Below are 18692 nucleotides of genomic sequence, written 5' to 3' on the forward strand. Positions count from 1 at the left end.
ACCACAAAAAACAAAAATATTTTTAATTATAAGGAGAAAACAGAGATATAAAAATAAAATATAGTAGGCAGAGTAAGATGTGTATAAGAGACAGGAACGAACGCGGGGTGGCGAGCAGCAACTCCCGCTCCCCGGTCGCCGCGGCCCATGCGTCGATTCCCGGCGCGGTCCGTCGCAACTGCTTCAGTGCCTGCGCTCCACGGCGCGGCATCCCGATCCCCCGCAGCCGCTGCGACGGCGTATCCACCACCACCCGAACTACGACCGTCAGTCCGTCATCGCCCGCCAGCAATCCCGACTCGGTATCGACGGCGATCGCTCCGCTCGCGGCAAGCTCGCCCCGTTCCCGGGGCGAGTCGACGACGTGATCGCTGGTCACGATCGGACCGGTGTGGACCGTGAGCCCGAGCCGCCCCAGCTCTCCCGCGACCAGCTCGGCCGCACGACATGGCTTGACGCTCTGCCGGTGCCGAACCTCGGTAGCCACCACCACGTCGCCGACGGCGATGCCGTTGGTCAGCGCGCCGGCGACGCCCGCGACCAGCGCTGGGCCTTCGGTCGATCTGCCTTTCGATCGACCGGTGTGGATGACCCAGGTCGCGAGGTCGCCTCGCAAGGCCAGCCACTCGGCGAGCAGTGGTGTGTAGACGGTCGCCGTCATCGCGGGCTCCCGAGGTAGCGGCCCAGCGCCCAGATGGGAAAGACCAGGCGATACAGGTGGTAGCCGATGCAGAAGTCGCCGGGGAAGCCAGTGCCGGTGTAGCGGTGTTCGTCCCATCCGCCGTCCGGTCGTTGGGTGTCGACGAGGTAGCCGATCCCGCGCGGCACAGACTCACCAGGCTCGTCTACCGCGAGCAACGCGAGCAGAGCCCATGCGGTCTGCGACGGTGTGGAGTCACCGCGCCCGATCCACGACGGATCGACGTACGAGCGGTGGTCTTCACCCCACCCGCCGTCCGGGTTCTGATGGTCCGCGAGCCAGCGCACGGCTCGCCCTACGACGGGATCGCGCGGCGACATCCCGGTCGCGATCAACGCCGGTACGACGGCCCCGGTTCCGTACACGTGGTTGGTCCCCCACCTACCGAACCACGATCCGTCCTGCTCCTGGGCATCGAGCAACCACCGCACACCCCGACGGCACTCCTCCGACTCGGTCCGTCCCTCAGCCGCCAGCATCTCCACGACATGCGCCGTGACGTCGGCGGACGGCGGATCGATCACCGCGCCGAAATCGCAGAACGGAAGCTTCAGCGGCGTGGTGTCGGTGTTGTCCGCATCGAACGCGCCCCACCCGCCGTCGGCCGACTGCATCCCGGTCGTCCACGCGACCGCGTCGTCGAGCGCCATCCGCAACCGCGCCGGCTCGGGATGATCCACCCGCCGCAGCGCGAGCACGATCTCGGCGGTGTCGTCGGTGTCCGGATACCCGTCGTTCGCGAATTCGAACGCCCACCCGCCGTTGACCAGGTCCGGCCGCCGTACCTGCCAGTCCCCCGGCGCGTCGATCTGCTCGGTCAGCAGCCAGTCCGTTGCCTTGAGCACCGACTTGTCGTCACCCGGCACTCCGGCGTCCAGTAGCGCCGCGACGGCGAGCCCGGTGTCCCATACCGGCGACTGACAGGCTTCGAGCCAACGCACCGGCCCGTCGGCGGTCTCGGAGTGGACCGTGAACCCTTCGAGTCCGCGCAGGCCCGCCGCCAGCACCGGATGGTCCAGTGGGTATCCCATCAACCGCAGCGCGATCAGCGAGTAGACCCACGGCGGCTGGATCCCGCCCCAGCTGCCGTCCGCCTCCTGCCGCGCCACGATCCACTCGGTCGCCCGTCGCATCGCCAACCGCCGCAGTCCCTTGAACACCCCGCGACGGGTGTACCAGTTCAGTACGACGTCCAGCCGCTGGAAGGCTCCGTCGAGTCGCCAAGGCGATGCGAGCGGCGCGGACGGCGTACCCGCGCGCAGCACGTCGACCGTGAAGTCCGCCGGATGCACCGGCCGGTGCGCGCTCACGATCGTCAGCGGCACGATCGTCTGCCGCGCCCAGCACGCCCAGTTGTAGATGTTCAACGGGGCCCAGCGCGGAAGGAAGATCAGCTCCGGCGGGAGGTCCGGGCAGTCGTCCCACTTCCAGAGCCCGAACAGCGCGAGCCAGATGTGTGTGAACACCCGCGCCTTCTCGACACCGCCGGCGGAGCGGATGAACTCCGCCGCGCCCGTCATGTGCGCCGCCGCGGGATCGTCGCCCGCCATCCGCAACGCCACCCAGGACTCCACCGTCGTCGACAAGTCACCAGGTCCACCCGGGTACGTCGCCCACGTCCCGTCGTCCCGTTGCTGCGACCTGATCCACCGCGCGGTCTCCGCATCGGTCTGCGCTGACGCGACGCCGAGGAAGTGCCGCAGCATCAGATCCTCGGCGTCCATCGTCACGTTCGTCGCGAGATCACCCTTCCACCAGCCGTCTTCGTGCTGCAGCGACCGCAGATACTCGACCGCCGCGTCCAAACAGTCCTGTACGCCGGTCCGTTCGGCGAACCGTCGCTCGAGCCGTTCTTGGGGCACCCGCTCCGCCGTCACAGCTGCCGCTCCGCGACGAACTGGGCCAACTGGTCGAGCTGGTCCCGGTTGGCCGGCGCGATACCCGCGGCGTCCAGTGCCTTCCCGGCCTTCCGCACCCGTTCCTCCGCTTCCGCGAGCGCCCACTCCCGGCCGCCTGCGCGCTCGACGAGCCCGGCAGCTTCCGCGGCGTCGTCCGCCGGGTCCGCGAACCAGGCCGCCAGCTCGCGGCCGGGCGCACCGCCGTACTGGAGGGACCAGACGACGGGCAGCGTCTTCTTGTGCGCGAACAGATCCGAGAAGACGGGCTTCCCGGTCTTCTCCGGCGTACCCCAGATGCCGAGCAGGTCGTCGACGAGCTGGAACGCGAGGCCGAGCTCCCACCCGTAGCTGCGGAACGCTTCGCAGGTGGTCCGATCGGCACCGGACAGGATCGCGCCCAGCTCGGCCGCCGCCCCGAGCAGCGCACCGGTCTTGCCCGCCGCCATGTCGAGACACTCGGCCAACGTCACGTCGTTCCGGCGTTCGAACGCGACGTCCAGCACCTGGCCGCGGATCAGTTCACGGGTGGCGATCGCGAGAGCGTGTCCCGCGGGCCCGGCGTACGGCGTGTTGCTCTCGGCAAGTACTTCGTCGGCGAGACAGGCGAGCGCGTCACCGACGAGCACCGCGGTCGCGTCACCCCAGATCGCCCAGACGGTACGCCGGTGGCGCCGCTTGGTGTCACGGTCCATCAGATCGTCGTGGATGAGCGAGAAGTTGTGCACCAGCTCGACCGCGACGCCACCCGGCACCGCCGGTTCCGGTTGCCCGCAGACTGCCTCGCCGACCAGCAGCGTCAGTCCGGACCGGATCGCCTTGCCGGAACCTCCGGTGGCCGGTTGTCCTTCCTCGTCGCACCATCCGAGGTGATAGGACGCGACCAGCCGGCTGTGGTCGTCGAGCCGGTCGAGCGCCTGCCGCAGCGGCGGGTCCACCAGCTCTCGTCCCCGGGCGAGCAGCCCGGGTACCGTCGTTGTCTCCAGCATCCTCTCCACCGCGGTCACGAGACCACGTCCTTCGCGACCACGTCGGCGGGCTTGAGGCCGGTGATCCTGCTGGGCGTGCGCAGGACTGAAGCGGCAGCCGCCTCGCCGCTGCGGACCGCGCCCTCCATCGTCGCGGGCCAGCCGGTGGCGGTCCACGCGCCGGCCAGATGGAGCCCGGGCCGGCGAGTGGTCGCGCCAGGACGGAAGCGACCTGTGCCTGGCGCCGGTCGGAAGGTCGCATGTCGCTCTCGGGTCACGAAGAACTCCCTCACACGTGCGTTGGCCGCTTCCGGGAGCAGCCGCCGAACAGCAGGAACCAGCACGTCCCGCACCTTGGCCACCGGGGCATCGATCAGGTCGTCGGCCGCCGACAACGAGACCGCGAGATACTGCTCGCGACCGTTCAGGCCGCGGTCGAACACCCACTGCAGCGGGCTGTCCACGGCGGCGACGAAGTGCTCGTCCAGGACCTGGCGATCGAACATCAGGTGCGCGTTGACGATCGGCGAACTGCCGAGCGCCTCGGACCAACCGCCGGGGACATCCAGCGCATCGTCGGGCAACAATCGCGCGGCTTCGTCGGGCGGGACCGCAAGTACCACGTCGTCGTACCGCTCGCCCCCAATCGTCCATCCGCCACCGGCAGCTGCCAGGTCACGCACGCGGGCACGCAGCCGAACTCCGACACCTGCAGCCGCCAACGCCCGCCGGGCAGCGTCGCCGTGCAATTGCTGCAGGGGGACCAACGACCACCCGATGTCCGCGGCATCGGCCTGCTCCAGCAAACCGATCTGGAACACCGTCGCGGCGACCGCCAGCGATGCGTCATCGGCGCGCGCGTTCAGCGTCGCCACGCCGATCAGTTCCCACAACGCCTCGATCGCGCGAGCGTCCTGACCGTGCGCAGCCAACCAGCCGCCGAACGACTCCGCATCCGTCGCCGCCGCGTTCCGATCCACGCGCCCCATCGCCAGCTCACCCCGCACGGCGGCAACCCGCTCAGCCAAACTCAACCAGCGGTACGTCGCCAACGCGGGCCCAAGATGCAACGGCGCCGGCATCCCATTGCGCCAGATCCGCCCGACCCCGGGGCGCGTTCCGCTGCGTACCGGCACATCCAGTCGCGGCTGCAGATACACGTGCTCCCGCACCCCGAGCCGCTCCAGCAGGCGCAGGTACGACGTACAGCACCGCAGGAACACGTGTTGGCCGTTGTCGATCCAGCGCCCGTCACGCTCGAACGAGTGGGTCAGCCCACCGAGCTTCGGGCGACCCTCCAACAGCACGACCTCGCATCCAGCATCAGCCAGCGCCAGCGCGGCGGTGATCCCGGCGAGACCACCTCCAACGACCGCCACCCGCCTCACGACCGGGCTCCCGCCAGCGAAACGATCGCGACTTGTGCTTTCTCCCCCGCCGACAACGACAACCGTTGGTCGTACACCAGCACCGGGTTTGCGCCGATCCGCTGCAGCAGGTGGTGGTAGATGCCGGACATCGCGCGGCACGACGCACCGCTGCGCCAGTCCAGGTACGGCAGCAGGCGCCACCCCAGCGAGTACCAGTCCTGCGCGCGACACGCGGCGTACCGGATGTAGCCGGCCAACCTGCCTTGCGGATCGTCGAGCCTGCCGTGCTCGTCGAGGGCAATCCGGACCCCGAAGCGTTCGAGCTCGTCGGCCGGGAGGTAGATCCGGTCGTTGATCAGGTCTTCGCGGATGTCACGCAGGATGTTCGTTTGCTGCAAGGCGATCCCGAGCTGGTCGGCGTACTGCGAGAGTGTCTCGACGTCGGCGCCGGCCGTCGCGGAGCCGAAGATCGACAGGCACAGTCGCCCGACTGAACCGGCGACGCGACGGCAGTAGACGACGAGCTCGTCGAAGTCACCGATCCGTACGTCGGCCAGATCCGTCTCCACCCCGGCGACCAACTCCTCGAACGCGCCGAGCGGCACCGGATAGCGACGCGCGGCGTCCGCGACCGCGACGTACACGGGCTCGTCCACGTCGTCCAGGCGACCGAGATCCTTGCGCACCCGCACGAGCGCCGAACGCTTGTCCTCCAACGGAAGATCACCGTCACCGATATCATCGATCCGCCGGGCCAGTGCGTACAGAGCAGACAACGCGTTGCGCTTCGGCGGAGGCAACAACCGGATACCGTAATAGAAGTTCCTTGCCTCGTTCCGGGTGATCTCCAGACAGGCGTCGTACGCCGCCTCGACAGTCGACGTCATCGCGACACCGCCCGGAGCAGCAGTCGCACCGTGTCCACCTTCGAGGGCCGCGCCGGTCCGGCCAGCACCTCACCCCCGGTACGGCGCAACGCGTACACCGTCGCCTGTCCACCGGCCACGAACCCGGCCACCGCCACTCGCGCCCATCCGTGCAGTCGTCGCACGATCTCCGCCCCCTCGTCGAGCATCGCCGCGGCCCGGTCGGTCTCGAACCTCATCAGCGCGCGCACCTGCGGCGTCGCCCGATCCCGCTCGAGATCGCTCGCGGCGACGCCGTATTTCCGTAAGTCCTGTTGTGGCAGGTAGATCCGCCCGGCGCGGCAGTCCTCGCCGACGTCCTGCCAGTGCTCGACCAGTTGCAATGCCGAGCAGACGAGATCGGACAGCCGCTCGGTCCCCGGGTCGTGCACGTCGAAGACACCGAGCACCATCCGACCGACGGGGTCCGCGGACAGCCGGCAGTACTCGATCAGGTCCTCGAAAGTCTCGTAATACTTGACGTTCTGGTCCTGCAAGTTGGCTTGAATCAAATGCTGGAAAGGTTCGGCGGTCAGCGCGTGCGCCCGGACCACGGGCAGCAGCCGACGCAGCACCGGGTGCTCCGGCTGCTGGTCGGTCCAGATGCGGTCGAGGTCGGTCGCGAACGCGCGCAGGGCCGCCGTACGGTCGCCCGGATGGCTGTCGCCGAACTCGTCGACCATGCGGGCGTAACCGTAGACAGCGTGTAGCGCTTCTCGATGTCCGGAGGGCAAGAACTTCAGCGCGACCGGGAAGTTCTCGCCCCGCTCCTTCCTGCCCAGTTCCTTCTGCAGTCCGTCTGGATGCACCATTCCATGATCCGAAGCGGTTTCCTGCCAACTCTGCCCCGGTGGAGAACATTCGGCCGGGGAGAATTTGTCACGGAGTTACAGTTGCCTTGGAGCGGACAGTTGCCTTCGAGGGGGGCAGCTGCCGTCAAGGGGGTTGGCAGGCATGACCATCACGACTTTCGATCGCGCGAGTCTTGAAGAAGCGCTGCTCGACGGACTGCCCGCGCTGGTCGCCGAGGTGCGGGACGGACTGGCCGAACACTGGCCGGACTACGCGGCGTTCCTCGACGCCGACCGGGACGCGGTCGTCAAACCCGCCGCGTTGTTCGTGCATCGCCTGCTGGACATGTCGATCGCGAACCTGAACAGCCCGGACCGCACCACCGTCGACCGCGCGCTCGACCTCGCGGACGAGACGGTCCGGCGGGTGTTCGAGGAGATCGGCCGCCGGCAGCTGCAGGAGGGCAACGATCTGACCCGGCTGCTCACCGCGTTCCAGCTCGGCGCCCGGGTCGCGTGGCGGCACGTCGCCGCGACCGCACTCCAACTGGACTTCGCGCCGGACAATCTCGCCGCACTCGCCGACTCGGTGTTCGTATTCGTCAACCAGCTGTCCTTCTCGGCCGCGAACGGATACCTCCAGGAGCAGATCGACGACGCGATAGCGCGGGAGCGGCGCCGCGAGGAACTGGCCAACCTGTTGCTGTCCGGCCGCGCCGGCAGCGAGGCGATCCAGACAGCAGCGTCGCAGGCGGCCTGGCGGATTCCGGCGACGGCCGCGGTCGTGATCTACCGAGACGGTGAAGACGAACCACCCAGCACGCTGGTCGCCCGCCTCGAACCAGGCGCCCTGCCGATCCGTCGCAACGGAGTCCTGATCGGTGCGATCGTTCCGGAACCGTCCGGTCCGGGGCGCCGGCTGCAGCTCAGCCGGGACCTCGCCGGACGCGGAGCGGTGATCGGCAACTCGGTCGCGCCGGAGCAGCTCCCGCGCAGTCTGGAGATCGCGCGGATCGCGGTCCGGCTGCGGCGGACCGGCGTACTCACCGATGACCCTGTCTTCGCGGACGAGCATCTGGACGCGTTGATCGTCTGGCGGGACGAGTCACTGGTCGCAGCGTTGCGCGAGGAGATGCTCGCGCCACTGGCCGGCCAGACCGTGGCCGCGCGGGAGCGGCTCGCCGAGACGCTGGCGAGCTGGTTGCGGCACTTCGGTGACCGGCAGGCGATCGCGCACGAACTGAGCATCCACCCGCAGACGGTGCGTTACCGGATGGCGCGGCTCAGGGCCTTGTACGGCGACCGCCTGGACGACCCCGAGTCACGCGCTCGTCTCTTCCTCGCCCTGGAGTGGCCCGGCCCCTGACTCGCGACGCAACCTCTGCAAGACACGATCGAGGTACGCCGCCAGCGCCGGCCCGTCGACCAGCTCGGGATCGGTCGCCAGCCCGATCCCGAGAACGCCCGACCAGCTCAGCGCGCCCACCGCGAGCGGCGTACCCGGGACCAGCGGCAGGATCGGGTACGCACAACGATGCGGTACGCCGGCGAACGTCAGCGAGATCGTCGGTCCGGGCATGTTCGACACCACCGCGTGCAGGAACCGTGGCCCGTAGACGGTGCGCGCGAACCACCGGACGAACGGTTCGGGCACGACCCGCAGTCCGGTCGCCACCACGAACCGGGACGCCAGCGCCCGGGTCGGTCTGCGCAGCCGCTCGGTCCGCCGCGAGACCTCGGCGAGCAACTCGTCGAACGGACGCCCGTCGACCGGTACCTCCACCATGATCGCCGCCGTCGCGTTGCCCTCCGCCGAGCTCTCGGGCGTCCGCACCATCGTGGTGACCGAGAACCGCATCCGGTGACGCACCGGCTGCGGGAGCGCGGGCGAAACGGCGTACAGGCCGTCGGCGAGGAGGGCGAGGAGCAGGTCGGTGACTCGAACGCCGCGTGCCGTCGCGACTCGTCGTACGACGTCCAGCTCGACTGCGGCGACACCGAAGTCGCGGCGCAGCGATCCTGGTGGCAACGGCGCGGAGGTACCGTCGGTCGCGAGTTGCGCGAGGCCCACGGTCACTGCTGCCGCGCGGGCGAGCCGACCCGGCCCGGCGCCGGACGGCATGGTGAGCGTGGGACGGGGTTCGAACAGGCTGAGGCCCTGCAGCACCGTTCCGATGCCGTCGGCAATCGAATGGTGCACGAGCACCACCAGGGCATCGGCCCCGCCCGGCCCGACGTCGCGAACCCTGACGATCCGCCACATCGGTCGGTCCCGTGGCATCGGTTGCTCGGCGATGTCGCCGATGAACCGCAGCAGCCCGGGTACGCCGTCCGGCGACCGGTACTCGATCACGTGCCAGTCCAGGTCGACGTTGCCGGCCTCGATCCAGCGCGGCCGACGCCACCGGGACGACGGCGCGAGCCGCTGGTGCATCCGCGGCAGCCGGGCGAAACCGTCTCCGACCAGCTTGCGGATCTCGTCGATCGATGGCCGCTGATCCGTGGGCTCGAGCATCACCACCCCGCCGACATGCTGAGCCGCGCCGGTCCGCTCGATGTGCAGGAAGAACGCATCGGCCGACGGTACGACGATGCCCTTCACCGGAACTCCTTCCGCGACTCCACCTGCGCCCCGAAACGCGCGGAGAGCCGCCGGTACGCGCCAGGGGCAACCGCGCGGACGGCAGGCGCGACGCGCAACCACCCCGGCACCCAAACCTCCGCCCGATCGTTGGCGATGCCATCGACCAGCGCCCGCGCGACGTCCGCGGCGGGCACTGGCCGGGGAAGCCTGCGGTCGTACGGCCGGCCGCGCGCCATGAAGAACCCGGTGTCGACAACGCCCGGGACCGTCAGACTCACGGTGACGCCGGTACCGCGAAGTTCCAGCCGCAGACTCTCCCCGAAGATGTCGACAGCCGCCTTCGTCGCGGCGTACACGGCCTCGCCCGCGACCGCGGTCCGCCCGGCGACCGAACCGACGAGCGCGATGTGGCCGCTGCCCCGCTCGAGCATCGGCGGCAGCAGCCGGTGGACCAGCCGCAGCGGCGCGAGCAGATCGACCGCGACCAGCCGATCGATCTCGTCGTCCCGCATCTCCACGAACGGCCCCGACCACCCGACCCCGGCATTCGCCACGAGTACGTCGACCCGCCCGTGCGCGCGCAGCGCCTCGTCGGCCACCACGTCGGGCTCGGCGAGATCACCGACGACCGGCACTCCCCCGACCCGTGCCGCAACCGCTGCGGTCCGCTCGTGGTCGCGGCCGTGCACGACCACCCGAGCGCCCGCGGCCGCGAGTCGCTCCGCCACCGCCGCCCCGATGCCCGCCGAACCGCCGGTGACGAGTGCAACGTTGCCGTCCAGTCGCATCGCACCCTCCCCACCCCAGGATGCACCCACCCGGCGACGGTGGCACGGCACCACCGTCGCCGGGTGCTGACGGCAACTACTCCGTCAGGTGAGGGAACTCAGCCGCGGAACGGGAAGCCCGGATAGCGATAACCCGGGGTCCAGAACGGGGTCATGCCGTAGTAGCCGTACACATCGTTGAGGTCGTCGGCAGGCTGGAGCTCTGCCAGGTCCGGATCGTACCCGGGAGCCTTGGCGATCTCGGCGCGGGTCCGGCCGATCGTGACCTGGTCGTCTGACACCTTCACGACGGCGTCGACAGGGATCAGCCGGTGCTCAGCGCCCAGCCCCAGCAGTCCGCCGGACTCGACGTCGAGCAACCGGACCCGGCGCTCGTCGGCGTCGACGAACAAACTGCGGACCTTGCCGATCTCGTCGCCGTCGGAGCCGACCACGGTCAGGCCGCGGACATCGTCCTCGGTCTTCGCGAGCGTCAGGTCCGTGTCGTCCATCCGGACGAGGCCGAGCGGTTCCTTCTCGGTCATGGTGTGCCACCTCCAAGAGACCTCCGGGTACCCACGCGCCCCGCCCGCCATTCGCACGCGCGCCGGGCCCGGACGTTCACGCACCGTCAACCTGTAGCCACGTGACGTATAGGCGATCGTGCACCGGTGCTGTCATTGTCGTGTCGTTGTTTTCCGCCCTGAAGTAAGTCCCGAAGGAGCGATCGATGCAGGACTCCGCCCCGCCTCCTCGTCCGCGCCGCGTCCGCCGGCTGCTCGGCGTCGTACTCGGAACCACCGGCCTGATGGTCACCTCGGCCGCGCTGGCGTACGCCGCCCCGCCGCCGAACCTCCCGCAGAACGCGGGCGGGTACGAGCAGTCGTTCTCGCCGGCCTACGACTACGACACCGACGGCTGCTACGCCACCCCGGCCATCGGACCGGACGGCACGCTCAACCCCGGTCTCAACCCGACCGGCGCCGTGAACGGCAACTGCCGTGACCAGTCCGACCTCGACAACTCCCAGACCTACGCCCGCTCGAAGTGCAACAACGGCTGGTGCGCGATCGTGTACGCCAGCTACTTCGAGAAGGACCAGGCAGTACCTGGTAGCAGCCTCGGCGGTCACCGGCACGACTGGGAGCACGTCATCTCCTGGGTGAACCAGGCTTCCAACCAGGTCGAGTACGTGAGCACCACGCAGCACTCCAGCCAGGTCACCTACACCCGCTCGCAGGTGCGCTTCGATGGCTCGCACCCGAAGGTCGTCTACCACAAGGACGGCGCCAGCACGCACTTCTTCCGGCTCGCCAACACCAACGACGAGCCGCCGGAGAACCACTACCACGACTGGCGCTACCCGCCGCTCGTCGGCTGGGACGGCTACCCCAGTACGTCGTTGCGCGACACCCTGATGACCGCCGACTTCGGCTCCGCGACCATCAAGATCACCGACTCCGGCGACCGGTTCCGCAACCTGCTGAACGCGTCCAAGCCGTCCGGGATCCCGTTCGACCCCTGGGCCTGACGACCACCTGTGGGCGCACTCAGGCCAGGCTCATTCAGGTCTGGCGCAGTCAGGTCTGGGCGCGTCCACCGCAGGTCAGCGACTCCGCGATCAGGTCGATCATCGCCGCGTGCCGGTTCGTGGCGGTGTCGGCCTGGCTGAGCGCGAGCGTGTCGAGGAACACCCGGCTGACCACGAGCTCGGCCGCCGCCTGCACCCGCGCCGGATCGGCCACCACGTCACTCGCCCCAGCGAGTACGTCGGCCACGGTCTCGGTCGCCTCGGCGAACAGCTCGGCCGCGCGGGACGCGATCTCCGGCCGGGCCTGCGCCTCCCGGAACACGATGATGCGCGCGGCGCGGTCGTGCTCCAGTTCCTCGGCCATCGTCGCCACGATCGCCCGCAACCGGCGGCGTACCGTCCGGCCGCGGGCCGCGGAACGCAGTACCTCGCTCGGGGCCGGGCGTTCCTGGACGATCGCGAGCAGCAGGTCGAGCTTCGTCGCGAAGTGGTAGAACACCAGCCCCGACGGTACGCCGGCCTCGTGCGCGATCCGGGCCGTCGACGTGGCGTCGTACCCGTGCTCGGCGAACAACCGCTCGGCGGTCTCGATGATGACCTGCCGCTTGGTGTGGCGCGCGTGCGCCGGTGCGGTCATGATCCTGCTGGTTGGGCGGCGGGCCAGACCTCACCTTTCCGGTCGGCGGCGAGCTCGGCGGCCCGCCGCAGGGACTTGAACACGTAGTCCGGGACGCGGAGCCCGCGCCGGTGCGCGAACATCAGCTCGTACTCGGCCCGCCCGACCTGCCGCGCGTACTCCCGCAGCTCCGCCTCGCCGCCGTCACTCATCTTCAGCGCGTCCATCACGTCACCGAACTCCGCCACCTGGCGCTTGTTGTAGGCGCCCACCACCTCGAACGTACGCTTCCGCAGCCCGCGTGTCAGCCATTTCTGCCAGCCCGACAGCTGGTCCCACAACTGCTGCGCGGCCATCTGGTAATACGCGAAGTGACCCGGCTCCTGGCGCCGGATCGGCGCGATCACAGTCGCCGCGATCGCCCGCTCCCCCAGCTCGAGCAGCCCGGTGTGGAACTTGTTGTAGGCAATGACCGCGGAGCGCTCGGTGGCCAGCCCGGTGAGGTAGTACAGCATCCGGCTGATGTCCTGGATGCCGCGCACCCGGCCGAGCGCACCGAGGAACTTGTAGCTGAACGAGACGTCGGCGAGGTTCGGATCGTGCGGGTCAACGCCGATCAGCTCCTGCAGCTTGTCCAGGATCTGCCCGTGCCGGGTCTCCTGCGGCATCCATACGTCGGCGTAGAAGTGCTTGTCGACCTCGGGTGGATCGGGCAGCAGGATGTTCAGCTCCAGCACGTTGCGCTCGACCTCGAGCTCGACCCGGGTCATGTAGGCCAGCACGGACCCGAACTGCTCGGCCAGCACGTCCGGATTGTTCATCGTGTAGTCGACACTGTCGAGCGGGATCGGCGGGTGCTCCTCGCCGAGACGGTCGACGTGGTCGGCCAGCCGTGAGTCCTCCCGGCGGCGCCCCCGGCGCGACCTGACAGATGTGGTGACATCGCTCAACGACATACGCGGAACCTCGCTCCAAGGACGGAGATGCGGGCTCGAGCCCCCGGGCTCCAGAATAACCAGGTGACTGACTGATCAGTCAGTTTATTTCCGTGTGAGACCGTGCACATACGCCTGCGGGTGGCGGTCCCGAAGGACCACCACCCGCAGTTGTATTGGTGCCCGAACTATTTCGCGATCGTGTAGCGGATCGTGTCGTTGCGGAGTACGTCGCCGTTCACCTTGACGATCCGCACGGTGTGCGGCCCGTTCTTCAGGCCGGTCGCGCTGAACGCCTGCTTGGCCGTCACCCGGGTGTCGTTGTGCAGGTTCACCCGCTGCGGCAGCTTGCCGTCGACGTACACGTCGGCCTCGCCCTGGTCCGGAGCCAGTGCGGTGATCCACTGGACGCCCGTCCCGGTGAAGGTGAAGTTGACCGCGGCGCCGTCCGCCTTCGTGGAGTGGATGTCGTCGCGGTAGTCACCACGGAACCGGAAGTCCAGCGACGCGCTCCCGACCGGCAGCGTCGCGAGGTACGCCTTGCTCAGCGTCACCGTGCCGCCAGTCATCGTGTAGTCGGTGCCCGCGACCAGGTCCTGACCCGCCTTCGAGATGCCGGCCAGCTCGCCCGGGTCGCGCCCGAGCTGAATGCTGACATCGGCCGGGGCGTTCTTGTCGAAGGCCGCCGTGTCCGGGTTCAGCAGGCTCTCCTGCCGGATGTTCAGCTTGTCGAGCAGCATGAACTGGCCGGACTTCTTCACCCCGCGGATCGTGTGCGTGCCGTTGGGCAGGTCCGAGATGCTGTACACGACCTGCTGCGGCTTGTTGTGCCCCTCCGCCGGATCGATGCGTGTACTCACGGTCTGCTTCAGCTCGCCGTCGATGTAGATGTCGACGTCGCCCTGACCGGGATCGGTCTCCGTCACGTAGTCGACGCCGGTCCCGACGAACTGGTACGAGAACGAGTCGTTGTCGCCCTCGGTCCACTGCACGTCGTCCTGGTAGTCGCCGAGCCCACGGCCGGAACTGTAGTTCCAGTTGCCGGTGTAGACGATCTGCGAGTTGTTGTTGTTGATCTCAACGGTCCGCGTCGCGACGTCGGCAGTCTTCGCCGCCGCCTTCGACTGAGCGGAGGAGTCCGTCACACCCACGGTCAGCGCCTGCGAGACGGCCGGGACCTCGTAGTTGTTGTTGCGCTGCCACGAGCCGTCGTACGTGACCCGCAGGTCGTCGTCGTTCACGCTGATCGCCGCGTTCTTCTGCGGCGTCACCTTCAGCAGCTGCACGCCGTGGATCGGTACGTTCTGCGCGGTGAAGCTGGCGTCGTACGAACCGACGTCCTTGCGCGCCCACAGGTCACGCACCTTCGCGGGACCGTTCAGGCCGAGGTCCGCGAAGTTCACCGTCATGTCGGCGTCGGTCTGACCAAGGTTGAACAGGGCAACGGTGTACGAGCTGTCCGGGTTCAGCGAGAACCACACCTGCCGGTTGGTCTTCGTGGACAGCGGCTGCGCCGGGCGGCCGGCCTGGTCGACCGCGATCACCTCGGGGTTGGTGAGCAGCTCGAGACCGTACGAGTCCAGCTTGGTCATGTCGTTGCCGATGTACATCGGCGCCGCGGACACTGCCCACAGCGTGGCCGCCGTACGACGCTCGTCCTTGGTGAGACCGTCCATCTGACCGTTGCCGACGTCGAGCGAGTCGAGGTCGTTCCAGCCGCCCGGCCCAGCGTGGCGCCACCAGTCGGCCAGCTTGGGGAACAACCGGTTGATGTTCGGCCACGCGGTCAGCGCGGTGCCGGTGCAGTAGCACTCGACGTCCCAGTCGATCCGCCAGCCGTTCGCGTACTGCTTCCAGTAGTCGGCGTAGTTGATGTCGAGCGCCCAGGAGATCTCGAGCCAGATCTTGTGCCGGGCAAGCGCCTGCGACCACGCCTTCACGTCGTCGCGGGCGTCGACCGACAGGTCACTGATCCCCGAGCCGGGGGTCACGCTGTCGAACTTCAGGAAGTCCAGCCCCCAGGAGCCGAACAGGTCCGCGATCGAGTCGACGTACTTCTGCGCGCACGGCTTGGAGAAGTCGATGCGGTAGCCGATCCCCCAGTAGTCGCCCTTCTGCAGCGGCAGCACCGGCAGGTCCGCGGTGGTGCACTCCGGGGCGCCGTAGATCGGGAGCTTGGCGTCGATGACCGCCTTGCTGATCCCCGGGATCGCGTACAGCCCGACCTTCTGGCCGTTCGCGTGGATGTGGTCGATGACCGCCTGCAGGCCGTTCGGGTAGAGCTTCTTGCTCGGCGTCGGCCGGCCGTAGGCGTCCATCCCGTCGTTCCAGCCGGCGTCGATGTTGATGTAGTTGTACCCGTACGGCTGCAGCTTGGTGTGCATCGCGTCGGACTGCTTGATCAGCTGGTCCGCGGTGATCCAGCTGCCGCCGTTCGGGTTGTAGACCTGCATGCTGTAGCTGCTCCAGCCCATGTAGGGCCTAGCCGCTGTGTCACCTGCCGGACCGGCAAGTGGGGTCGTCGCGGTTGTCGTGGCGGTCGTGGCGGTCGTGGCGGTATGGGCCGGTGCTGCTGTCGACGTACTCAAACCTGCCGGCAGCAGCCCGGCGACCACGAGACCGGCAAGCGCGGCCCGCAACACCCTGCTCCGAACGGATCTGGTCATGGCGGTGACCTCTCTGAGAGAACCGAATCGGATAGGATATTGGAACTATTACTTAACCTTGTCAAGATTCTGTGCGAAAGTGGTGCAGTGATGACGCGCGGCGAAGTCCGTCGACAGCTGCGGCGCCGGAGTGGCGAGCGAGACGACCGTGCCGTTGTGCCCGAAGGACGGCCAGCCCGCGGCCGGCTTGCCGGTCTTCGCGAAGCTCACCCAGGCGGCCCGCATCGTGTCGGCGAGCTTGGTCTGCTCGGCGTTCAGCGCGACCGGGAACGGTGCGTTCGGCAGGTCGAACAGGTACCACATCTCCGACCCGTGGGTGGCCACCGACAGCGTCCCGGCCGGCGCGAAGATGAACGGCGCCGTGTCGTCGTTGAACTCGTACCCGTACGTCGGAACGTGCCGCCCGGCCCACGTGTTCACCTGAGCCGCCCCACACGCGAACGTCGCGTCACCGATCACCGTCCCGAACGCCTTGTCGGCCGTCGGATACGACGCCAGCGGGTACTCGGCAGCGATCGCGGCTGCCTGAGTCGGCGTGACCCGGAGCGCGGACGCGATGTTGCTCTCGTAGTTCTGCGCCGTGACCGGGCTCGTGTAGGCGACGTTGTACCCGCGGCTCACGACCCGGCCGCCGAGCGTGAACAGCGCCTCCTCGTCGTGGTTGCTGCCGTTCAGGATCGGAACGTGGTTGAAGTGGCCCGCGGCGAGCGCCGTACCGATCGACTCCTTCAGGACCGCGCCGTCGACCACACCGGGAATGAGGGCGGTCGCCGTTGAGACGTTGTCCACCAGGGTCTGCGCGGGCACCTTGCGCAGGCAGTCCGCGGACTGGTCCGCGCAGCCGACCTTGGCCGCGAAGTCGGTACCGAACTTCTCGGCCTGCGCGAGCGACTCCTGCTGCAGCGCGAACGCGCCGCTCTCCACGATCGCCCGCTGGAACAGCCCAGCCGAGCTGCGTGACGCGACGTGCGCGAGGACCGACAGTCCACCGGCCGACTCACCGGCGATCGTGACGTTGTGCGCGTCGCCACCGAACTGGCCGATGTTGCGCTGTACCCAGCGCAGCGCGGCCTGCTGGTCCATGAGCCCGTAGTTACCGGCCGCTCCCCCGGGCCGGGACGCGAGCGCCGGGTGGGCCAGGAAGCCCAGTGCGCCGAGCCGGTAGTTGATGGTGACGACCACCGCGCCGGCCTTGGCGAGCTTGGTGCCGTCGTAGTTGGAGCCGCTGTCCTGGATCAGACCGCCGCCGTGGATCCACACCAGCACGGGGCGCTTGGTCGCGGAGTGCACCGCCGGCGTCTGGACGTTCAGGTACAGGCAGTCCTCCTGCAACTGCCCGGGCGGCGCGATCCCCGGAGCCTGCGGACAACCGGGCGCGTACGACGTCGCGTCGCGCACCCCACGCCAGCTCGCAGCGGCTTGTGGTGCCCGCCAGCGCAGGTTGCCGGTGGGCGGCGCGGCGTACGGCAGACCGCGGAAGGCGGACGTGCCGTCGACGGTCAGACCCCGGACCACACCGTTGCCTGTGGCCACGACCGGGTCGGTGCTGGAGGTCCTGGCGTTGGACGTTGTGCTGGCGTCGGCCGCGCCGGTGACGGTCAGGCCGCCGACCAGGGCTGCCAGAGCGGCGGCACCCGCGGCGAACACGACGCGGGTGCGTCGCGAGAGAGCGGTTCTCATAGTTCGTTGCACCTCATGCTGGAGAGTGATTCCGTTTACGGATTCACTCTGCAGCCGCCGCCGCTGCGTCGCCCCAGGGAGAGTCCCTGGTGTCAGGCCGCGGACTCGCTGGGCTCCCGCCAGTCGGCCGGGCCGTCCGAGCCCGCGTCGTACTCCTGCAGCGGGACCTCACCGGCGCGCCACGCGGCGAGCACCGGTTCGACGATCTCCCAGCAGCGCTCGGCCACGTCACCGCGGACCGAGAGCAGCGGGTCGCCGCGCAGGATGCCGTTCAGTACCTCGCCGTACGGCAGCACCGGGGACGACGGGAGCGTCGCGTCCAGGAAGACCTGACCCATCGTGTACGGGCCGTCGACGCCGAGCGCCGGGACCGACAGCGACAGCTCACCCGGGTTCAGACCGATGCGTAGCGTCTCGCCGTCCCGGCCACCGTGCAGGCCGGAGGGCAGGTGCCGCAGCGGCTTGAACTTGACCACGATCTCCTTGCGCGCGACCCCGAGCGCCTTGCCCGACCGCAGCGTGAACGGGACGCCCGCCCAGCGGTTCGTGTCCACCTCGACGGTCACCTCGGCCAGCGTCTCGGTCTCCCGCTCCGGGTCGACCCCCGCCTCGGCGGCGTACGCCGGAACCACGCGATCGTCGGCGATCCCGGCCGTGTACTGCGCCCGTCGGCCGGCCGCGGTCGCGGAGCCGCGGTGCAGCCGCACGCTCCGCAGCGCGCGGGCCATCTCGCTGCGGACCTCGACGGCGTCCATCGTCGACGGGGCGTCCATCACGAGCAGCGCGAGGACGAGCAGCAGGTGGCTCTGGATCATGTCGACGAGCGCGCCGGCGTTGTCGTAGTACTGCGCGCGTCCCTCGAGACCGAGCGTCTCGTCGTACACGATCTCGATGCTCTCGATGTGCTCGGCGTTCCACACCGGCTCGAACAGGCGGTTGGCGAACCGCAGGCCGATCAGGTTCAGCACCGCGGTCCGGCCGAGGAAGTGGTCGACGCGGTGCACGTTCTCCTCGGGGACGAGGGAGCCGACGAGCCGGTTCAGCGCGGCGGCGGACGCGGAGTCGGTACCGAACGGCTTCTCGAACGCCAGCTCCGTCCCGGCCGGGAGGTCGACCTCGCGGAGCTTCTCCACGATCGCGGTCGTCACCGCCGGCGGCAGCGAGAAGTACAGCACCGGCGCCGGACCGGCGAGCTCGAGGAGCGTACGCAGGTGCTCGGTGTCGGTCGGGTCACCGGCGACGTACTCGGTGGTCGCCAGGGTCTCGGCCGCGACCGGGCCGATC

General features: G+C 69.0%; 16 protein-coding genes. 2 read left to right on the top strand and 14 right to left on the bottom strand.

The genetic code is table 11. From position 1 onward, the window contains the following. Positions 1-22: 22 nt before the first annotated feature. Genes ACWGID_RS25310 through hpnC form a run of 6 tightly spaced genes read right to left on the bottom strand, consistent with a single transcriptional unit; the run spans position 23 to position 6650 of the window. Positions 23-661 (bottom strand): 5'-methylthioadenosine/S-adenosylhomocysteine nucleosidase family protein, encoded by a 639-nt coding sequence (locus ACWGID_RS25310; RefSeq protein WP_452200477.1) that lies wholly within the window; start codon positions 659-661, stop codon positions 23-25. Next, positions 658-2577, bottom strand: coding sequence for a squalene--hopene cyclase (shc, locus tag ACWGID_RS25315; RefSeq protein WP_452200479.1), 1920 nt, complete (start codon positions 2575-2577; stop codon positions 658-660). Before shc ends, ACWGID_RS25310 begins: the two co-directional genes overlap by 4 nt. Beyond that, entirely contained in the window at positions 2574-3602 is a 1029-nt protein-coding gene (locus ACWGID_RS25320) for a polyprenyl synthetase family protein (protein WP_452200481.1), read from the bottom strand. Before ACWGID_RS25320 ends, shc begins: the two co-directional genes overlap by 4 nt. Beyond that, positions 3599-4951 (bottom strand): hydroxysqualene dehydroxylase HpnE, encoded by a 1353-nt coding sequence (gene hpnE / locus ACWGID_RS25325; RefSeq protein WP_452200482.1) that lies wholly within the window; start codon positions 4949-4951, stop codon positions 3599-3601. Before hpnE ends, ACWGID_RS25320 begins: the two co-directional genes overlap by 4 nt. Beyond that, complete coding sequence (locus ACWGID_RS25330; RefSeq protein WP_452200484.1) at positions 4948-5820, bottom strand: squalene/phytoene synthase family protein; 873 nt, start codon at positions 5818-5820, stop codon at positions 4948-4950. The genes hpnE and ACWGID_RS25330 overlap by 4 nt, the downstream gene beginning before the upstream one ends. Continuing rightward, positions 5817-6650, bottom strand: coding sequence for a squalene synthase HpnC (hpnC, locus tag ACWGID_RS25335; protein WP_452200486.1), 834 nt, complete (start codon positions 6648-6650; stop codon positions 5817-5819). Before hpnC ends, ACWGID_RS25330 begins: the two co-directional genes overlap by 4 nt. A 142-nt stretch (positions 6651-6792) precedes the next feature. On the opposite strand from hpnC, the gene ACWGID_RS25340 reads away from it, so the two are divergent. Then, on the top strand, positions 6793-7995 hold the full coding sequence (locus ACWGID_RS25340) for a PucR family transcriptional regulator (protein ID WP_452200488.1): 1203 nt from the start codon (positions 6793-6795) through the stop codon (positions 7993-7995). Here ACWGID_RS25340 and ACWGID_RS25345 read toward each other — a convergent pair. The 3 genes from ACWGID_RS25345 to ACWGID_RS25355 all read right to left on the bottom strand — a co-directional run bounded on the left by ACWGID_RS25345 (position 7951) and on the right by ACWGID_RS25355 (position 10525). Next, a complete protein-coding gene (locus tag ACWGID_RS25345) occupies positions 7951-9231 on the bottom strand; it encodes a wax ester/triacylglycerol synthase domain-containing protein (protein WP_452200490.1) in 1281 nt (426 codons plus the stop codon). The two genes, ACWGID_RS25340 and ACWGID_RS25345, sit on opposite strands and share 45 nt — an antisense overlap. Next, positions 9228-10001, bottom strand: a complete 774-nt coding sequence (locus tag ACWGID_RS25350) for an SDR family NAD(P)-dependent oxidoreductase (RefSeq protein ID WP_452200491.1) — start codon at positions 9999-10001, stop codon at positions 9228-9230. Before ACWGID_RS25350 ends, ACWGID_RS25345 begins: the two co-directional genes overlap by 4 nt. Before the next feature lie 98 nt (positions 10002-10099). Beyond that, positions 10100-10525, bottom strand: coding sequence for a PRC-barrel domain-containing protein (locus ACWGID_RS25355; protein ID WP_452200493.1), 426 nt, complete (start codon positions 10523-10525; stop codon positions 10100-10102). 185 nt (positions 10526-10710) lie between these two features. Between ACWGID_RS25355 and ACWGID_RS25360 the strand changes: the two genes are divergently transcribed. Next, positions 10711-11511 carry an NPP1 family protein gene (locus ACWGID_RS25360; protein WP_452200495.1) on the top strand — a complete coding sequence of 267 codons (801 nt, stop codon included), beginning with the start codon at positions 10711-10713 and terminating at the stop codon, positions 11509-11511. A 49-nt stretch (positions 11512-11560) separates the two neighbouring features. Here ACWGID_RS25360 and ACWGID_RS25365 read toward each other — a convergent pair whose 3' ends face one another. From ACWGID_RS25365 to ACWGID_RS25385, 5 genes are all read right to left on the bottom strand, one after another. Further along, entirely contained in the window at positions 11561-12148 is a 588-nt protein-coding gene (locus tag ACWGID_RS25365; protein ID WP_452200497.1) for a TetR/AcrR family transcriptional regulator, read from the bottom strand. After that, positions 12145-13083 (bottom strand): GTP-binding protein LepA, encoded by a 939-nt coding sequence (locus ACWGID_RS25370; protein WP_452200499.1) that lies wholly within the window; start codon positions 13081-13083, stop codon positions 12145-12147. The genes ACWGID_RS25365 and ACWGID_RS25370 overlap by 4 nt, the downstream gene beginning before the upstream one ends. Positions 13084-13250: 167 nt before the next feature. Further along, positions 13251-15728: a X2-like carbohydrate binding domain-containing protein gene (locus ACWGID_RS25375; protein ID WP_452200501.1), complete on the bottom strand. Its 2478-nt coding sequence runs from the start codon at positions 15726-15728 to the stop codon at positions 13251-13253. Positions 15729-15776: 48 nt separating this feature from the next. Next, the gene (locus ACWGID_RS25380) at positions 15777-17408 is read right to left on the bottom strand and encodes a carboxylesterase/lipase family protein (protein WP_452200503.1); all 1632 of its coding nucleotides are present in this window, start codon (positions 17406-17408) and stop codon (positions 15777-15779) included. 92 nt (positions 17409-17500) lie between these two features. Beyond that, positions 17501-18692 (bottom strand): glucose-6-phosphate dehydrogenase (locus ACWGID_RS25385; protein ID WP_452200505.1); only part of this gene is annotated, 1192 nt, incomplete at its 5' end.

It is taken from the genome of Kribbella sp. NPDC054772 (assembly GCF_053611945.1).

Bases quoted from the DNA above. Each gene is read 5' to 3' on its own strand.
- ACWGID_RS25365 (WP_452200497.1), bottom strand. From the start codon at position 12,148: ATGACCGCACCGGCGCACGCGCGCCACACCAAGCGGCAGGTCATCATC.
- ACWGID_RS25340 (WP_452200488.1), top strand. From the start codon at position 6,793: ATGACCATCACGACTTTCGATCGCGCGAGTCTTGAAGAAGCGCTGCTC.
- ACWGID_RS25370 (WP_452200499.1), bottom strand. From the start codon at position 13,083: ATGTCGTTGAGCGATGTCACCACATCTGTCAGGTCGCGCCGGGGGCGC.
- ACWGID_RS25360 (WP_452200495.1), top strand. From the start codon at position 10,711: ATGCAGGACTCCGCCCCGCCTCCTCGTCCGCGCCGCGTCCGCCGGCTG.
- hpnC (WP_452200486.1), bottom strand. From the start codon at position 6,650: ATGGTGCATCCAGACGGACTGCAGAAGGAACTGGGCAGGAAGGAGCGG.
- ACWGID_RS25380 (WP_452200503.1), bottom strand. From the start codon at position 17,408: ATGAGAACCGCTCTCTCGCGACGCACCCGCGTCGTGTTCGCCGCGGGT.
- ACWGID_RS25330 (WP_452200484.1), bottom strand. From the start codon at position 5,820: ATGACGTCGACTGTCGAGGCGGCGTACGACGCCTGTCTGGAGATCACC.
- ACWGID_RS25350 (WP_452200491.1), bottom strand. From the start codon at position 10,001: ATGCGACTGGACGGCAACGTTGCACTCGTCACCGGCGGTTCGGCGGGC.
- ACWGID_RS25375 (WP_452200501.1), bottom strand. From the start codon at position 15,728: ATGACCAGATCCGTTCGGAGCAGGGTGTTGCGGGCCGCGCTTGCCGGT.
- ACWGID_RS25310 (WP_452200477.1), bottom strand. From the start codon at position 661: ATGACGGCGACCGTCTACACACCACTGCTCGCCGAGTGGCTGGCCTTG.
- ACWGID_RS25355 (WP_452200493.1), bottom strand. From the start codon at position 10,525: ATGACCGAGAAGGAACCGCTCGGCCTCGTCCGGATGGACGACACGGAC.